The 17,311-nt window shown below is 37.4% G+C and carries 15 protein-coding genes; 12 read left to right on the top strand and 3 right to left on the bottom strand.

Annotated elements, in window-relative coordinates; all coding sequences use genetic code 11:
- Positions 1–72: 72 nt before the first annotated feature.
- Positions 73–708, bottom strand: coding sequence for a YigZ family protein (locus tag LG377_RS03370; protein ID WP_225743296.1), 636 nt, complete (start codon positions 706–708; stop codon positions 73–75).
- A gap of 163 nt (positions 709–871) precedes the next feature.
- Here LG377_RS03370 and LG377_RS03375 point away from each other — a divergent pair, with 163 nt between their 5' ends.
- From LG377_RS03375 to LG377_RS03415, 9 genes are all read left to right on the top strand, one after another.
- Entirely contained in the window at positions 872–1,729 is an 858-nt protein-coding gene (locus LG377_RS03375; protein ID WP_225743297.1) for a DegV family protein, read from the top strand.
- Between the two features lie 141 nt (positions 1,730–1,870).
- Positions 1,871–3,223, top strand: coding sequence for a DEAD/DEAH box helicase (locus LG377_RS03380; RefSeq protein ID WP_225743298.1), 1,353 nt, complete (start codon positions 1,871–1,873; stop codon positions 3,221–3,223).
- A 311-nt stretch (positions 3,224–3,534) separates the two neighbouring features.
- Complete coding sequence (locus LG377_RS03385) at positions 3,535–3,915, top strand: ComF family protein (RefSeq protein ID WP_225743299.1); 381 nt, start codon at positions 3,535–3,537, stop codon at positions 3,913–3,915.
- A 162-nt stretch (positions 3,916–4,077) separates the two neighbouring features.
- On the top strand, positions 4,078–4,653 hold the full coding sequence (hpf, locus tag LG377_RS03390) for a ribosome hibernation-promoting factor, HPF/YfiA family (protein WP_225743300.1): 576 nt from the start codon (positions 4,078–4,080) through the stop codon (positions 4,651–4,653).
- A gap of 250 nt (positions 4,654–4,903) precedes the next feature.
- Positions 4,904–7,360, top strand: a complete 2,457-nt coding sequence (gene secA / locus LG377_RS03395) for a preprotein translocase subunit SecA (protein ID WP_225743301.1) — start codon at positions 4,904–4,906, stop codon at positions 7,358–7,360.
- 176 nt (positions 7,361–7,536) lie between these two features.
- Positions 7,537–8,647 (top strand): peptide chain release factor 2 gene (prfB, locus tag LG377_RS03400; RefSeq protein WP_225743302.1). Its coding sequence is split into 2 segments (ribosomal slippage): positions 7,537–7,608 and positions 7,610–8,647, totalling 1,110 coding nucleotides; the frame shifts between segments, so codons are not numbered across the junction.
- A gap of 434 nt (positions 8,648–9,081) precedes the next feature.
- Positions 9,082–9,768, top strand: coding sequence for a cell division ATP-binding protein FtsE (gene ftsE / locus LG377_RS03405; protein WP_225743303.1), 687 nt, complete (start codon positions 9,082–9,084; stop codon positions 9,766–9,768).
- Positions 9,758–10,645, top strand: a complete 888-nt coding sequence (gene ftsX, locus LG377_RS03410) for a permease-like cell division protein FtsX (protein ID WP_225743304.1) — start codon at positions 9,758–9,760, stop codon at positions 10,643–10,645. The genes ftsE and ftsX overlap by 11 nt, the downstream gene beginning before the upstream one ends.
- Positions 10,646–10,729: 84 nt before the next feature.
- Complete coding sequence (locus tag LG377_RS03415) at positions 10,730–11,965, top strand: NlpC/P60 family protein (protein WP_225743305.1); 1,236 nt, start codon at positions 10,730–10,732, stop codon at positions 11,963–11,965.
- Positions 11,966–12,104: 139 nt separating this feature from the next.
- On the opposite strand, the gene LG377_RS03420 is transcribed toward LG377_RS03415, so the two are convergent.
- Positions 12,105–12,809 carry an LrgB family protein gene (locus LG377_RS03420; RefSeq protein WP_225743306.1) on the bottom strand — a complete coding sequence of 235 codons (705 nt, stop codon included), beginning with the start codon at positions 12,807–12,809 and terminating at the stop codon, positions 12,105–12,107.
- A complete protein-coding gene (locus LG377_RS03425; protein ID WP_225743307.1) occupies positions 12,809–13,216 on the bottom strand; it encodes a CidA/LrgA family protein in 408 nt (135 codons plus the stop codon). The genes LG377_RS03420 and LG377_RS03425 overlap by 1 nt, the downstream gene beginning before the upstream one ends.
- Before the next feature lie 157 nt (positions 13,217–13,373).
- On the opposite strand from LG377_RS03425, the gene LG377_RS03430 reads away from it, so the two are divergent.
- The 3 genes from LG377_RS03430 (at position 13,374) to pnpS (ending at position 17,151) form a co-directional block, all read left to right on the top strand.
- Positions 13,374–14,576 (top strand): PDZ domain-containing protein, encoded by a 1,203-nt coding sequence (locus LG377_RS03430; RefSeq protein ID WP_225743308.1) that lies wholly within the window; start codon positions 13,374–13,376, stop codon positions 14,574–14,576.
- A 71-nt stretch (positions 14,577–14,647) separates the two neighbouring features.
- On the top strand, positions 14,648–15,358 hold the full coding sequence (locus LG377_RS03435; RefSeq protein WP_225743309.1) for a response regulator transcription factor: 711 nt from the start codon (positions 14,648–14,650) through the stop codon (positions 15,356–15,358).
- Complete coding sequence (gene pnpS / locus LG377_RS03440; protein WP_225743310.1) at positions 15,355–17,151, top strand: two-component system histidine kinase PnpS; 1,797 nt, start codon at positions 15,355–15,357, stop codon at positions 17,149–17,151. Before LG377_RS03435 ends, pnpS begins: the two co-directional genes overlap by 4 nt.
- Positions 17,152–17,311 lie beyond the last annotated feature (160 nt).

Below are 17,311 nucleotides of genomic sequence, written 5' to 3' on the forward strand. Positions count from 1 at the left end.
TATAGTGTGCATAAGTAGTCACAAAACGAATCACTCTCGACCGCTTGAATCTGAAAGGATTAAACCACTATCTTATTCTTCTACAGGGACTTCAATCCAAGCTTTTTGTCCATAAACGGTTTCTCCCTGATCACTTGTCCATTCTTTGATGTCCAAGATGAAAGCATCAGTTTTCTCTAGCGCGATTAAACACTCAAAAGAAACAGTATCCGTGTAATGAATATCTTGAAGTCGATAGTCGGATTGGCGTAATTGATTTTCTAATCGTCCGCTTTGAGGATAAGAGACAGTAACGGTTATATACTGATGCAATAAGCGTTCAACGATTCCAATAGAAGAAAGAGCTTCATTAACGACTCCGCCGTAAGCACGAATCAATCCACCAGCACCCAATTTGGTTCCACCAAAGTAGCGGGTAACAACAGCTGTTACATTATTCAAATGCCGCTTCTTTAAAATTTCAAGCATAGGAACACCAGCCGTTCCGCTGGGTTCACCATCATCATGTGCACGCTGAATATCATAACGTTCTCCCATGATATACGCAGAACAGTTATGATTGGCTTTCCAATGTTCTTTTTTGATCGCTTCAATAAAAGCATGCGCGTCTTCTTCTGTTTCTGTTCTTTTAAGATGACAGATAAATTTTGACTTTTTTATGTCGATTTCATAAGAACCGCTTTCTTTTATGGTCCGAAAATTTTCCATGTTATTTTCAGCCTTTCTTTTTTTTATCCAGTTAGTGTATAATGAAAAAGGTGTATTTACAAGGCGATTTATTGAGCTAATAAGATACTATATTCAAAAGAACGATTATCTATTTTGTTAGAAATAAAAGTCTGGATCCAAACGAATGAAACGAGGTGAAAGAATGAATATAGCCGTAGTAACAGATAGTACAGCGTATCTATCACATGAACAATATGACGCCTATGATATCTATTCGGTGCCATTATCTTGTATTGTTGAAAATGAAGTATATAAAGAAGAACGAGATATTACATCTGAGGAATTTTTCTTAAAAGTTAGAGAAATGGACAAACTACCTACTAGCTCACAACCGACAGTGGGAGATTTTATAGCACTTTATGAAGAACTCGGAAAAACGTACGATGCCATTATAAGTATACATTTATCAGGTAATATTTCCGGTACGTATCGAAATGCTGTTAGTGTCTCAAAGTCAATGGAGAATGTGGATATTTACCCATACGATTCTGAACTTGCTGCTGCAGGTCAAGCTTTTCAAGTAATGGAAGCTGCCAAATTGGCTAAGAACGGTGCAAGTGTTGAAGCGATTTTGGAAAAGCTGGATACGATAAAAGCCGCAACTGAATTATATTTTGTTGTAGATGATTTAACGAATCTAGTGAAAGGCGGACGTTTATCGAGAGCGGCTGGTAGTGTCGGTACATTTTTAAATATCAAACCAGTATTAACCTTTGTTGATGGATTAATCGTACCTTTTGATAAAATCCGTACAAAACGAAAAGCGTTAAAAAAAATTGAAAGCTTGCTTGAAAAGTCAGTTAAAGACTCTGACTATTCAATTCAAGCAACGATTGTTCATGCGTTCAGCGAAGATGAAGCCAAAGCGTTTAAAGAGAGACTTGAAATTGATTTCCCAGAAGTCGAATTCAATTTAAGCTTTTTAGGTCCTGTTATTGGTGTTCATACTGGCGAAGGTGCAATTGGCCTAACTTGGACAATCAAAACAGATGAATCTTAAAATTAAAAATAATGTTAATTATTTCTATATCATTAAATGAAGTCAGTACATCTGTGTACTGGCTTTTTTTCGTCAGAAAATCATTATTTTAATAGTTTATATAGATAGGAAGAAAACAAGTCTATATGAATGGAGCTAGGAATGATTGATCAATTATATGGCAGAGAAGTCTTGGAATCCGAATGTGTTAACTTAGATTTTGAAAAACTAGAAGAAAGTGATCGAATAGAAACCTCTGGCTTTTTTTCAAAGAAAGGTCAAGAGTATTGTAGACGATGCAACACAAAAATCACTCCGATTGAATTCAACGACTGCTACTGCGAGCAACCGTGTACTTACTGCACGAATTGTCTGCAGATGGGAAAAGTCAGAAGGTGCTCAAGATTTTTTCATACACCGGAACCGAATCAATTCGAGATTCCTAAAGGTCCGGTTTTAACATGGAAAGGTACTTTATCCAACCAGCAAAGAGAAGCTTCTGAGGAAATTATTCAATCTATTGATTCTAACGAAGTTCGTTTACTCTGGGCAGTAGCGGGCGCTGGGAAAACAGAAATGTTGTTTCCGGGAATAGAAAAAGCAATCAAAGCACATAAAAGAATTTGTTTGGCTTCTCCAAGAGTAGATGTCTGTCTTGAACTGGCTCCAAGAATTCAGCAAGCTTTTCCTAATGTATCTATGAGTATTTTGTATGGAGAAATGGAGGAGGCTTATACATACACTCAATTAGTTGTAGCCACAACACACCAGCTCTATCGATTCAAAGAAGCTTTTGACTTGTTGATTATTGATGAAATCGACGCCTTTCCATTCAGACTGGATGATGCACTACATTTCGCGGTAGATAAAGCAAGAAAACCGAAGTCTGCACTGATTTATCTTACGGCGACGCCAGACCGTAGTGATCAGAAAAAAATTAGTCAGAAGAAATTAAAAGCGAGCATACTACCTGCCAGATATCATGGCCATCCGCTCCCAATGCCGATTACGATAAGGGAGACAGATTGGGAAAAGAGGCTACTTAAACCTAAGAAATCTTCGAAAGTGTTTAAAGAAATCACAAAGCGACTAGATCTTCAAAAGAAGTTTCTAATGTTTTTACCTAATATAGAATGGATGGAGACATTTGAAGTCATTTTACGACGAACGTTCAAAGCAGCTAGATTTGAATCTGTTCATTCACAAGATGACCAAAGAAAACAAAAAGTCCTCTTGATGAGGGAGAAGAAATTGGACTTCTTAATGACGACAACCATTCTCGAAAGGGGCGTAACTTTTCCAGATATTGATGTACTTGTTATTGGGGCGGATGACCGAATATTTACAGAATCTTCTCTGGTTCAGATTGCCGGAAGAGCCGGTCGCTCTCCAGAATACCCAACAGGAGAGGTTTTGTACTTTCACGATGGAATGACGATAGAAATGAAAAGAGCCATTCGTCAAATCAAGAAGATGAATACTATTGCAAAAAAGAGAGGGCTTCTATTAACATGACAATATGTATCTGGTGTGCTCAACAGATAACCAGTTCTTTGACGATAAGTGATTTGTTTACATTTAAAAAGCTGAAAGCTAAATCAGCATGTGCATCTTGTTATTCGAAGTTGGAGAAAATAATCGGTCATCCTAGCTGTCCTTGTTGTTCTCGCTTGCAAGAAACAACTGAGGTATGTCAAGACTGCCAAAAATGGATAAAGGCTGGTAAGATAAAGTCGCTGAATCATAAAGCTTTATATACCTATAATGCTTTTGCCAAAGAATGGATGCAAAGATACAAATTTACAGGAGACACTAGGATAGCCAGAATGATTTCAGAAGATTTAATCAAAGCAATTGGAAATATAGCTACAATTGATATGATTGTCCCTATCCCTGTATCTAAGAAAAGTTTTCAGATTAGAGGATTTAACCAAACGGGAATCATGCTTAAGACAGCAAGGATTCCTTATACGAACTTACTTGAGAACACGACAACAGAAAAAAATCAGTCAAAGAAAACAAGGCAGGAAAGGTTACAATCTATCCAACCTTTTCGCATTGCTGATCAGAACAAGGTATCAATAAAAGGGAAAAGAGTGCTCGTTATAGACGATGTTTACACAACTGGAAGGACGATGATCTATGCTATGGAGTGCCTTATATCAGAAGGAGCAAGGAATGTTCAATCCTTATCGGTATTCAGATAAAAGTAATATCCATTAAATGGTAGAGATCCATTGAGAAAGTAACCGCTATCATGTATAATCAATATAAGATAACAAACAATCTTCAATGGTTTGTTAGAGAGTTATTCTGTGATTTGTGCTAGAATAACTCAAAGTAAATAAGATTTGGAAGGGTGAAGGAATATGCTAAGATACAATGTTCGCGGAGAAAACATAGAAGTGACCCAAGCGATTAGGGATTATGTTGAGAAAAAGGTAGGTAAGATCGAGAAATATTTCAAGGATGTGCCAGAAGCAAACGCACATGTGAATTTGAAAACCTACTCTGATAAAACTGCGAAAGTAGAAGTGACTGTACCACTTCCTTACATCGTTTTACGTGCGGAAGAAACTTCTCCAGATCTATATGGCAGTGTTGATTTAGTAGTAAGCAAACTGGAAAGACAAATGAGAAAATATAAAACAAAAATTAATCGTAAGAACCGTAAATCACAAGGGGTAGACGCACCGCAACCTACAGACCCTGATTTATGGGCAGATCTTGAGGCAGAAGATGACGAAGCAACAGAAGAAGAAATTGGTGCTGCAATCGTCAGAACAAAACGTTTAAGCTTGAAACCAATGAATGCTGAAGAAGCTATTCTTCAAATGGACATGTTAGGACATAACTTCTTTATTTTCGAAGATGCAGATACAAATGGCTCAAGTATCGTTTATAAACGTAAAGATGGTAAATACGGATTGATTGAAACAGATTAATTCTATTCAAGAGAAAGACAGGCAGTTTGTTGCCTGTCTTTTTTTTACTTTTAAATACATACTTAAAGTGAAATTATTTAGCCGTTTTTTGCATAGAGATTAAAAAATTGTAAACCTCTGTAAAGCATGACAACTGGACTTTTTTTTACTATATAATAATGGTATGATAGTATAGTGTGAAAATCGACAAGAATAGCTTTTGATATATAACGAAAAAGAGATTAAACGATCAAAGAGGAGATTTTTAAAAATGGCTCATTTACTTAAAAACTTATTCGATAATGACAAAAAAGAGCTACGTCGTTATGGTAAACTTGCTGACCAGATTGAAAGTATGGAAAGCGAGATTGCTACTTTAACAGATGAAGCATTGAAAGCTCGTACTGAGGAATTTAAAACACGATTTAACAATGGAGAAACTTTAGATGATCTTCTACCAGAAGCTTTTGCAACGATTCGAGAAGCAGCTAAACGAGTACTTGGACTATTTCCTTTCCGTGTTCAGTTAATGGGGGGGATAGCCCTTCACGAAGGAAATATTTCTGAAATGAAAACTGGTGAGGGTAAAACCTTAACAGCTACTATGCCTGTATACCTGAATGCTATTTCAGGGGAAGGTGTCCATGTTGTTACAGTAAATGATTACCTTGCGACGCGTGATGCTGAAGAAATGGGTGAGTTGTATCGCTGGATGGGACTAACGGTTGGCTTAAACCTGAACGGGAAAAATCCGAATGAAAAAAGAGAAGCTTATCTTTGTGATATTACGTATTCTACAAATAATGAACTTGGATTCGACTATCTAAGAGATAATATGGTCGTTTACAAAGAGCAAATGGCTCAGCGTCCATTGAATTTTGCTATTTTGGATGAGGTCGATTCAATCTTAGTGGATGAGGCGAGAACACCTTTAATCATTTCTGGTCAAGCTAATCGCTCAACTTCTTTCTATACACGTACAGACTTTTTTGTTAAAGGTCTGAAAGAAGAAGAAGATTATACAATCGACCTTCAATCTAAATCCATTTCTCTTACAGAAGATGGTATAGAAAAAGCTGAAAAAACATTCCGAGTGAAAAACTTATACGATTTAGAGAACCAGTCCTTGATTCATCACTTGGATCAAGCGTTGCGAGCAAACTTTATTATGCTACTGGATATTGACTATGTTGTTGACGACGGCGAAGTTAAGATCGTCGATCAGTTTACTGGACGTATTATGGATGGTCGTCGTTATTCTGACGGTCTTCATCAAGCAATTGAAGCTAAAGAAGGCGTTGAGATTCAAAAAGAGTCCAAGACTATGGCAACCATTACCTTCCAAAACTACTTCCGTATGTACAAAAAACTATCTGGTATGACAGGTACGGCTAAAACAGAAGAAGAAGAATTCCGTGAGATTTACAATATGAACGTTATCGCTATACCGACTAACCGTGAGCTTGTTCGTGATGACCGCGATGATTTACTTTACCCAACACTTGAAAGCAAGTTTAATGCTGTTGCACAAGACATCAAAGAACGTCACCAAAAAGGACAACCGATTTTAGTTGGTACTGTAGCGGTTGAAACATCTGAGCGAATCAGTCGTTTATTGACTAAAGAAGGCGTGCCACACGAAGTATTGAATGCCAAAAACCATTTCAGAGAAGCGGAAATCGTTGTAAATGCTGGACAACCTGGTGCTGTAACGATCGCAACCAACATGGCTGGTCGTGGTACAGATATCAAACTTGGACCCGGAGTCAAAGAAATGGGTGGTTTAGCCGTTATTGGTACGGAACGTCATGAATCAAGACGTATCGATAATCAATTACGTGGACGTGCTGGTCGTCAGGGAGATCCTGGTGTTTCTCAATTCTACCTATCACTTGAAGATGATTTGATGAAACGATTTGGCTCAGAACGTATTCGTATGGTTCTAGAACAACTCAAAATTTCTGAAGACGACGCAGTCATTCAAAGTCGTATGATTAGTAGACAAGTTGAATCTGCACAGAAACGTGTTGAGGGGAATAACTACGATACACGTAGAAACGTCTTGAAATACGATGATGTAATGCGTGAACAGCGTGAAGTCATCTACAACCAAAGGCTTGAAGTGATTCTAGAAAACGAAACATTGAACTACGTAACAGTACCGATGATTCGTCGTACGATTGAGCGCTATGTTCAATTGAATACACAACAGGAAGACCGTACTAAGTGGAATCTTTCTCATATCATTGAGTTTGCGCATACTGTACTCGTACACCCTGAAGAATTATCTGAAGAAGATTTAAAAGGGAAATCAGCAAAAGAAATTGAAACGATACTAATCGAACTTTCTCGTAAAAATTACGAAGAGAAAACCGCTCAACTAAACGGTAAAGAACAAGTTCTTGAGTTTGAAAAAGTGGTTATCTTAAGAGTAGTGGACCGTAAGTGGACGGACCATATTGATCAAATGGATCAGTTACGACAAGGTATCGGACTTCGTTCATATGGACAATTTAATCCACTAACTGAATATCAGCAAGAAGGGTTCACTTTGTTTGAAGATATGATTGGTGAAATAGACTACGAAGTAACTCGTTTATTAATGAAATCTCAAATCCGTCAGAACTTGCAACGTGAACAAACAACAGCTAAAGGGAAAGCGGATCGTGGAAAAGCGAAAGAAGCCGTTTTCTCACATGATGAAGAGACACATACGAGACTAGGTTAATTCCTCTTCTCGTAAAATAGAAACAGCCCTCTTACAATTCAATGAGTCAGCGAAAGTTTACCTTTTAGTAAATGATCGTTCAGGCAAGGATCTCTATAGGGATTTATTGTGGTTTCCTGAGGACTTGTTTTTTTGCAAGAGGGATTTTTCTACCATAAATCTAGGAGGCTATTACAATGGAAATCAGTGATATTAGAAATTCAATTCAAGCAGCAAGTCAGAAAGTCTCTGACTTCAGGGGGTCTCTTTGACTTAGAGACAATGGAAGTTGACATTGCAGAATACGATGAACAAATGTCAGATCCATCATTTTGGAATGACCAGCAAGCCGCTCAAAAAGTTATCGATGAAGCGAATACGGTTAAAAGTACCTATAATACTTTTCGTTCTATGGAAGAACAAGTTGAAGAGTACAAAATGATGATGGAGATGCTTGAAGAAGAAAGCGACGCAGGTTTGCGAGCTGAACTTGAACATGGTGTAGAGTCTCTTGAAAAAGAAATCGAGCAGTTTGAACTTGAAATGCTACTCAGCGAACCTTACGATAATAATAATGCTATTTTGGAAATTCATCCAGGTGCAGGTGGTACCGAGTCGCAGGACTGGGGCGAAATGCTCTATAGAATGTATACAAGATGGATTGATAAAAGAGGCTTTTCTTATGAGATACTGGATTATCAAGATGGAGAAGAAGCGGGGATCAAAAGTGTTACGATACTCATAAAGGGATTACATGCATACGGACTTTTGAAAGCAGAAAAAGGCGTTCATCGTTTAGTTCGTATTTCTCCTTTTGATTCAAGTGGCCGTCGACATACGTCTTTCGTTTCTATAGAAGTGTCACCTGAAATAGATGATGACATCGATATTGAAATCAACCCAGATGATATTCGTGTAGACACGTATCGAGCAAGTGGTGCAGGTGGACAACACATCAACAAAACAGAATCTGCAGTAAGATTGACGCATAAAGAAACTGGATTGGTAGCAGCTAGTCAAGCAGGGCGATCTCAACTAGCAAACAAAGAAACCGCAATGAAGATGCTGAAAGCGAAGTTGTATCAAAAACAACTTGATGAAAAAGCACAAGAAATGGCCGCTATAAGAGGCGAGCAAAAAGAAATTGGCTGGGGATCTCAAATCCGTTCCTATGTTTTTCATCCATATTCTATGGTAAAAGATCATAGAACAAATGAGGAAACTGGAAACATAGATGTTGTAATGGATGGCGACATTGACCGCTTCATCGAAGCTTATTTGCGCTCTTTAATTAATGCAGCAGAATAATGTAAAAGGGCATTACAGTGAGTTATTAGGCTGTAATGCCTTTTTACATTTATTACGAAACCGAGAAGTGTCAAATTTTAGACATACTTTTAAGAGGCTTGTTTTAACACAACTGTAACATTAGAATTTTAAACAAATACCATTTTAAGCACGTTAAAAGGAGGTAAGTGGAGAGTGGTTTCTTTATTATGGTGACAATTGAACGATAAGTGGTTTTGAAGAGGTTTTTAATGGGTTCTTAGTGGAATTTTTTAGTAGTGAACTCAAGAAGTATGACTTTTTGAAATATGATTGTAATTGGATTAAAACAGACTTCTTTTCAACCAGTGATATACTAAGAAAGGCTTGAGAAATCTTAAGGGTTTCGCAAAGAAGTCTCAACATGCCTACCAGGTTTAGATGACTTTAAAACAAAATAGATAGGTGAGTATATAATGATAGAAATGTCTAATGTTTACAAGAAATACTCAAATGGTATTACAGCTATTAATGGGTTGGACGTTCGTATTGAGCAAGGCGAGTTCGTTTACGTTGTTGGTCCAAGTGGAGCAGGTAAATCAACTTTCATCAAAATGATTTATAGAGAAGAAGTTCCGACCAAAGGAACGGTTAAAGTAGGAGAATTTGATCTTGCTACTTTGAAACCTAAAAAAATACCACATTTGAGAAGACACGTTGGTGTAGTTTTCCAGGATTTCAAACTATTACCAAGATTGACAGTATACGAGAATGTTGCATACGCAATGCAAGTACTAGAAAAAAATCCTAAACAAATTCAAAAACGTGTACTAGAAGTTCTTGATTTAGTTGGATTGAAACATAAAGTTAGAATGTTTCCGAATGAGTTATCCGGTGGTGAGCAGCAGAGAATTGCGATTGCTAGAGCAATTGCGAATATGCCGCGCGTACTGATTGCAGATGAGCCTACAGGAAACCTAGATCCTGAAACAGCTTGGGGAATCATGGAATTACTTGAAGAAATCAATAATCAAGGTACAACTGTCATTATGGCGACTCACAATAGTGAAATCGTGAATCGTGTGAGACACAGGGTTTTAGCAGTTGAAAACGGACGTATTGCCCGAGATCAAGAGGAAGGGGAATACGGATATGAAATTTAGAACAATCAGACGTCATATTGTAGAGTCACTAAGAAGTATTGTACGTAATGGCTGGATGACCTTAGCAGCGGTGAGCGCAGTAGCGGTAACTTTACTTCTAGTAGGAAGTTTTATCGCAATGTTGATGAATGTAAACAAAATCGTTTCAGATATTGAAAATGATGTCAGTATTAGAGTTCACGTCGACCTTGCAGCTGAAGAAGCAGATCGAGATAATTTACGAGCGAGTCTTGAAGGATTAAATAATGTTGAATCCGTAGAGTTCTCTAGTAGAGATACTGAATTAAATAATGTTATCGGAAGTTACGGGGATGCCTTTGGTCTATTCGATGGAGATAATAACCCCTTATATGATGTGTTTGTAGTCAATACGAATACGCCAGAACAAACCTCAGAAGTTGCGCAGGAAGCAGAAACACTTGATTATGTTGCCGACGTAAACTATGGAGGATCAGATGCAGATCGATTGTTTGAAGTAACAAGTGTTGTGAGAAATGTCGGAGCAATTGTAATTATCGCATTAATCTTCACTGCAGTGTTCCTGATTGCAAACACAATCAGAATTACGATTTTCTCGAGAAGAACAGAAATCGAGATTATGAAACTAGTTGGTGCTTCAAACTGGTTTATCAGATGGCCATTCTTAATCGAAGGAGCATTGATTGGATTACTTGGATCATTGATTCCAGTAGGAATTATATCTTATGTATATCTTCAAGGGTACGATACCTTAATGAATGCACTACAAGGAACCTATTATTCCTTATTAGAACCCAATCCATTCCTAATTTTACTTGTAGCTTTACTACTTGGAATCGGAATCATCATCGGAAGCTTAGGATCAGCTTTATCTATTAGAAAATTCTTGAAAGTTTAGAGATCATAGTGAACGAGAAAATTATTTTCTCGTTCACTCGTACTACATAGTGTTAAAAAAACATAATAGAAAGAGGAAAATAACTTGAATAAGAAATCAATCTTGAAATTAACTTTAGCAGCATCTTTAGGACTTACTTATCTTGCAACACCAGCTATGCCAGTATTCGCTTCACCTGAAAGCGAATCTGAATTTAATCAAAAATTAGAAAATCTTTCTAAAGACCAAAACGAAGCTGAAAAAGAATTAGAAGCGGTTGCTTCTAAAATTTCTGAGCAAGAAGCCTATCTAAATGTACTTATGGACGAAATGGAAGAAACGAATACGACTTTGACTCAATTAAAAGAAGAAATTGATACATTGAACACGGTTATTGCTGATCGTGAAGAGAAATTAGAAGAGCAAGCAAGAGCTGTTCAGGTAACAGGAGATTCTAAGTCAGTCTTGAACTTTTTAATGGAATCTGAATCATTAGGAGATATTATTGGAAGACTGGACGTTGTGAATACAATCGTTTCAGCAAACCAAAACTTGATCCAGCAACAAGTTAGTGATAAAGAAGCAGTGGTTTCTAAAGAAAAAGAAACATTAGCACAACAAGAAGAGCAAACATTAAGAGCAGCAAAAATGGAAAGCCAAAAAGCTGAGCTTGAAGAAGAACAAGCAAATCAAGAACGTTTAGTTGCTTCTATAGCAGCTGAAAAGTCTGATGTTGCAGAAGAAAAAGAAACTTTCCTTGCTGAGCAGAAAGCTGCTGAAGCATTAGTAAAAGAATTACAAGCTGCTAGAGCAGCAGCAGCCGAAACAACAACGATTGCTGTTTCTAACACAACAGAAGCTGCAACTGAAACAGCTGACGTTGAAGAAGAAGTTGTTAGCACTTCTTCAAGTGATTCAAATCAAGCGTCTGAAACAACTCCAGAACCGGCAAAAGCGCCTGAAGCAAGTGTACCAGCTTCTTCAAACGGCGGATCTATCACTGGGATTGCTCACGGACTTAAAGGTGTACGTTATTCATTTGGTGGCGGTACGCCAGCAGGGTTTGATTGTTCAGGATTTGTACAGTATGTTTTCCGTCAAGCAGGACGTAGTATTACAAGAACAGCTGCTGGACAATACAGCGCAACTACAAGAATTTCTCAATCTCAAGCACAACCAGGCGATTTAATCTTCTTCAATCAAGGTGGATCTATTGATCATGTTGGAATCTATTTAGGTGGCGGAAGCTTTATCGGAGCGCAAACTTCTACAGGGGTGGCAGTTGCTTCCTTTACTTCAGGATATTGGTCTAACTATGTAGCTGGATTTGGACGTCCTTAATTAAACAGAACTTACTAAAACAACAAGTGAAACAACAAAAAGGTTAGTCCAGATACAGTTACAAACTGTGTTCGGACTAACCTTTTTCTATTCATCTGATCAGGAATGGACAGAAATGTTTTGGAAAATCATTGAGAAATCAAAACGATATACTATAAATAAAATTGGTCAATGGTGCTAGTAAAACATAAGCGATACCCGTCAAGATGATGGAAAGACCTGACATTGCGCCGTGCACATCTCCTAACTGAATAGCCTTTGATGTACCCATTGCGTGTGCGCCACTTCCAAGCGCGACACCTTGAGCAATTGGATCTGTAATATGAGTGAGCTTGAAAAGTAGCGGTCCGAGTACCGAACCTAAAGTCCCTGTTACGATCACCAGAGCAATGGTTAAAGATTCTATCCCACCGAGAGAGTTTGAAACACTAATCGCAATAGCAGTGGTGATGCTTTTCGAGAAAAAAGAAGCAAAAACTTGCTGATCAAATTCGAATAAAATCATAAAGAATATGATGACAAGTGTATGCGCGATCGTACCGATGCCGACACCCAAAAAGATAGAGGGATAATGCTTCTTCAAATAGCGGAAATTTTTCTCCAGTATGATCGCTAATGAAACCGTAGCAGGTGTAATCATCATATGAATAAATTCTCCACCTAGTAAAAATGTTTCGTATTCTATATCAAAAAGAATCAGTAGACTAATAATTGTGATAACAGAAAATATCAACGGCGTAAAAATAGGGTAAGGCCAACGATTGTGTAAATGATGCCCTATCGTGTAAGCCACAATGGTCAGTAATAGACCAAACATAGGCGTATTCGTAAGTATTTCTTTCATTAAGTTTCCTCAGTTTCTTTTGGACTAATAGGGTGTCTACGTTTTTTTGAAACCTCGATAGTTTTTCCAACAATAATCATGACGACTGACGTTGATATTAGAGAAATGATTGCAATCTGCCACCATATAGAAGTGATTAGTTCAAAGTGAATCATTAAACCCACTGCAGCCGGTACAAATAGAATCGCCATATTTTGCGTTAACCAGGTGCCTACAGCTTCTACTTTTTCTATTTTCAGTAATCCGAAATGGAGCGATAAAAACAATAAAATCATACCAATCACACTTCCAGGAACAGAAAAAGGCATAACGTAAGAGAGGAGTTCACCAAGTACAGAATAAAATAAAATCCAACCGAATTGTTGCAATAGTTTTATATAGATCACTCCTTGAATAGACTTGTTCAATCATACTTAATCTAAACAGTATAGCATAGAGTGATCTGATCAAAAAGACCTTTACAGACTGAAGATGAAATCATCTGATAAATTCAAACCAATGCATAACTTTTTCATAAGATGTGTTAAAATAATAGTGAAAGAAAATAAGAAAGGTGCAAATTAAATGAATATACTGCAAAGTTTGCTACTCGCTTTTGGACTATTTTTTATTCAGCCACTATTTTTAGTTGGTATAGCATTAGTTCTATTAGCAAAAAGTAGAAGAGTTAGTTACGACCGTAAACAACTACGAGCGACAATCTATAAAGACAACTTTGAAATCAAACGATTTTTAGTATGGGGACTTCTTCCAGGGCTCCTGTTATCGGCGTTGACAGTGTTTGCAGGGTTACCTGTTACACTTGACTGGATCATACTTTATCAGATCGTTACGATCTTATCCTTGGGGTTAGGTTACCGATTTATTCATCCTATATTCACTTTCTCAATCACCAGCTTGGTGTTCCTGGCCTTGACTTATTTTGGAGTCACTACAGATCAATTTTTCTCCATGCCTGAAAACTGGTACAGCCCACTGAATCAAGGATTATCAGTAGCGTACGAATTGACTCAAGTGAGCTTTATCATTGCTTTATTATTGTTACTAAGTACTGTACTGGTTCTTCAGACAGGAAACATGTCTAAGTTTATCCCAAGATTTTTGGCAACAAAACGAGGGAAACTAGTCGCTAAATACCGTATGACGCCTTTTTGGCTCGTACCCTTATTACTCGTTATTCCAGGAGAAGGATTTAGACCTTTCTTTGACTGGTGGCCAGTTTTTTCTGTAGGTAACCAGACCTATTCCTTTTTCTTGTTGCCTGTTTTAATGGGGCTGAGATACACGGTTCAGGCTCAAATACCTAAAGAAGCCAAAGAACGGCTGTTAAAAGATTTTCTTGGATTGTCAGTAGCGGGAATGGTTTTATTCGCTCTAACATTCTGGTTAAAAGAATTCGCGATTTTAGGGTTGCTCGTACTTATGATAGGCGGAGTCTTTGTACTGTATCGTCACCGTAAGCGTGAGCAGAAGTGGAGTTTCCGCTTTGGTCCAGCTGAACAAGGGTTGAGAGTTATCGCGATTAGACCTGGGAGCCCAGCTGAAAAAATGGGTGTTGGTATTGGAGATGCACTTTTAGAATGCAACGACAGACAGCTGCATACGATTGAAGATTTAAACGAAGCGCTCTTTTCAAACCGTGCATATTGTCACTTGAAAGTGAATAGAATCGATAATGAAATCGTTCTTTCAGAAACAGCTATTTATGAAGATGATCCACATGATCTTGGGTTAATTACGCTTGAAGAAATCAAACTAGTCAAATAATTATTTCAGAATAGAAAGTAATACTTCTGTTATCAAACGAGTTTTATACGAAAGGATTGGGATTGTAAACTATGAAAAGAGTTTTAATTGTCGAAGATGAGCAGTCGATCGTCAAATTGTTATCGTATAATTTAGAAAAAGAAGGTTACCAGGTCACAGCATCTTTGGATGGAGAAGAAGGATATGAAATGGCAAGTACAGGTTCATATGATCTGATTATTCTAGATTTAATGTTACCTTCTAAAGACGGAATCGATATCTGTAAGGGTCTTAGACAAGAAAAAGTAGATACACCGATCATCATGCTGACTGCAAAAGATTCTGAGATTGATAAAATCATTGGTCTTGAAATTGGAGCAGACGATTATATGACAAAACCTTTCAGTCCAAGAGAAGTCCTTGCACGTATGAAGGCAATTTTCAGAAGATATGAGAAAATCAGTGAAGTTGAAACAGAATCTCAAAATGAGCCTGAAAAATCCATTATTCTTAAAGATGTCGAAATCTTCCCTGAACAGTATGAAGTCCGTTTAAAGGGAGAGGCCATTGAATGCACGCCTAAAGAATTTGATTTACTTCTTTATATGGCAAGACGTCAAAATCGAATCTTGAGTAGAGAACAATTGTTGAATGCAATATGGGATTATGATTTTGCAGGTGAAACTAGAATCGTAGATGTTCATATCAGTCATTTAAGAGAGAAAATAGAAGAAGATACAAAGAATCCTCAATATATCAAAACAGCTAGAGGCTTTGGTTATAAGCTTGAGGAACCCAAATGAAACAGTTAAGAGGAAGAATTCTTCTCTTTTTCCTTGCGGTGTTTGGTGTTTTTTCTATTATTTTCTTCTACATTTCTTCGAATGTTTTTGTACAACAAGGTCTGGAGCAACAAGGCGAAGACCTAAAGGCACAACTTGTAACGCTTCAGAGTCAATTAAACGATACGATTGATTCAGAACAGGATCTAGAAGAGCTGATGACAGGACTGGAAAAAGCAGCAGAAGCTGTTTCTGAAAGAATTACACTTATTGATCTTTCAGGAAATGTTATCTATGACTCGCATGCTGATCAGGACATGGTCGAAAACCATTTGGATCGACCAGAAATTCAATCGATTTTAAATGGCGACGGTATAAGTACGTATGACCGTGTCAGTACGAGCACAGAAGACTTAAGATATTATACTGCAGCTCCTTTACTGAGTACGGAGGGAGAAACTGTAGGAATTTTGAGATTATCAAAACGAGTGGAAGAAATGACGGGTGTTACAGAGGAGTTGATTCGATTCTTATTGGTTTTTATAGCGACTTCACTTTTACTTACCGTACTGTTCACTTATTACTGGACTAGAAGAATCGGCGATCCTATTGAAGAAATCAAACAGATAACCAATAAGTTGTCTCACCAGAAATATGGTACGCGTTATCGGTCGGCTTCTTATCATGAAATTGATGATCTTGGAGAAACAATCAATGATCTTGCCGGCAATCTGGAGTCACAAATGCAGGAAATCAAGCAGAATGACAAACGGATGCGTGAACTCATTAATCATTTGGTCATCGGCGTCATGGTTTTGAATGAGAATAGAGAAATCACCATGGTTAACCCTATTATGAATGAGATATTAGGTGAAAATCTTTACGGGAAAATAGGGCATAGTTACTTGGAAGTCTTTAAAAGTTATGGACTAAATCGATTGATTGAAGCGGCTTTTGAAAAAAACGAACTTCAAAATCGAGAGATTTCTTTGTTTCTACAGGACGAAAGAATTGTGGATACCAATATTGTCCCAATACCTGGACGTATCCAGGGGACGACCAATTTTATCGTACTATTATATGATATAACAGAAATCAGGAGACTTGAAAGAGTTCGAACCGACTTTGTAGCAAATGCTTCTCATGAATTGAGAACACCTATAACGGCTTTGAAAGGTTTCAGCGAAACCTTGTTGGATGGAGCGCTAGAAGATCGAGAAGTCCTCGTTGAGTTTCTGGAAATCATGTTGAAAGAGAGTAGCAGACTAGATTTAATGGTGCAAGATATTTTACAGTTATCTAAACTGGAGCAAAAACAAGTAAGAATGAATGTTGAATCTATTGAAGCTAAATCAGTCGTAAAAGAAGTCTTCCAAATCTTGCAGCAAAAAGCAGAATTAAAAGAAATGGAACTTTCTATAATAAATCATGAAAATGTTTCTTTAGAAGTGGATCATGATCAGTTAAAACAAATTATATTGAATCTTGTAGGGAACGCAGTGTCTTATACGCCTGAAAAAGGAAAAGTAGAAGTAGAAATGACTTACTTGAATCAGGAAGCAGTCATTAAAATTCGAGACAATGGTATCGGTATTCCGCAGCAAGAACAATCAAGAATTTTCGAGAGATTTTACAGAGTCGATAAAGCCCGCAGTAGAAATGCTGGTGGAACTGGGCTTGGACTATCAATCGTAAAATACCTTGTTGAGAATTTGAACGGACATATAGAACTAGTCAGTGAGGTAGGAAAAGGGACAATGTTTGAAGTCTATTTACCGATTATATTCGAAAATCCATCAAGTCAAAGACGTTAGTAAGAAAACCAGCCTATTCATACGGGCTGGTTTTTTTATTGAATCGTGATAATTGCTTTATAGGATTAAGGCATATTACAATAAATAAGAAGTTGCATTTTATGATCTTAACTGATAATATAGTGAAAATTTACTCTGAAAAAACACGAAATAGAGAAAG

It is taken from the genome of Marinilactibacillus sp. Marseille-P9653 (assembly GCF_916618885.1).
Classification (GTDB): domain Bacteria; phylum Bacillota; class Bacilli; order Lactobacillales; family Carnobacteriaceae_A; genus Marinilactibacillus.

Bases quoted from the DNA above. Each gene is read 5' to 3' on its own strand.
- LG377_RS03370 (WP_225743296.1), bottom strand. From the start codon at position 708: ATGGAAAATTTTCGGACCATAAAAGAAAGCGGTTCTTATGAAATCGAC.
- LG377_RS03375 (WP_225743297.1), top strand. From the start codon at position 872: ATGAATATAGCCGTAGTAACAGATAGTACAGCGTATCTATCACATGAA.
- LG377_RS03380 (WP_225743298.1), top strand. From the start codon at position 1,871: ATGATTGATCAATTATATGGCAGAGAAGTCTTGGAATCCGAATGTGTT.
- LG377_RS03385 (WP_225743299.1), top strand. From the start codon at position 3,535: ATGATTTCAGAAGATTTAATCAAAGCAATTGGAAATATAGCTACAATT.
- hpf (WP_225743300.1), top strand. From the start codon at position 4,078: ATGCTAAGATACAATGTTCGCGGAGAAAACATAGAAGTGACCCAAGCG.
- secA (WP_225743301.1), top strand. From the start codon at position 4,904: ATGGCTCATTTACTTAAAAACTTATTCGATAATGACAAAAAAGAGCTA.
- ftsE (WP_225743303.1), top strand. From the start codon at position 9,082: ATGATAGAAATGTCTAATGTTTACAAGAAATACTCAAATGGTATTACA.
- ftsX (WP_225743304.1), top strand. From the start codon at position 9,758: ATGAAATTTAGAACAATCAGACGTCATATTGTAGAGTCACTAAGAAGT.
- LG377_RS03420 (WP_225743306.1), bottom strand. From the start codon at position 12,809: ATGAAAGAAATACTTACGAATACGCCTATGTTTGGTCTATTACTGACC.
- LG377_RS03430 (WP_225743308.1), top strand. From the start codon at position 13,374: ATGAATATACTGCAAAGTTTGCTACTCGCTTTTGGACTATTTTTTATT.
- LG377_RS03435 (WP_225743309.1), top strand. From the start codon at position 14,648: ATGAAAAGAGTTTTAATTGTCGAAGATGAGCAGTCGATCGTCAAATTG.
- pnpS (WP_225743310.1), top strand. From the start codon at position 15,355: ATGAAACAGTTAAGAGGAAGAATTCTTCTCTTTTTCCTTGCGGTGTTT.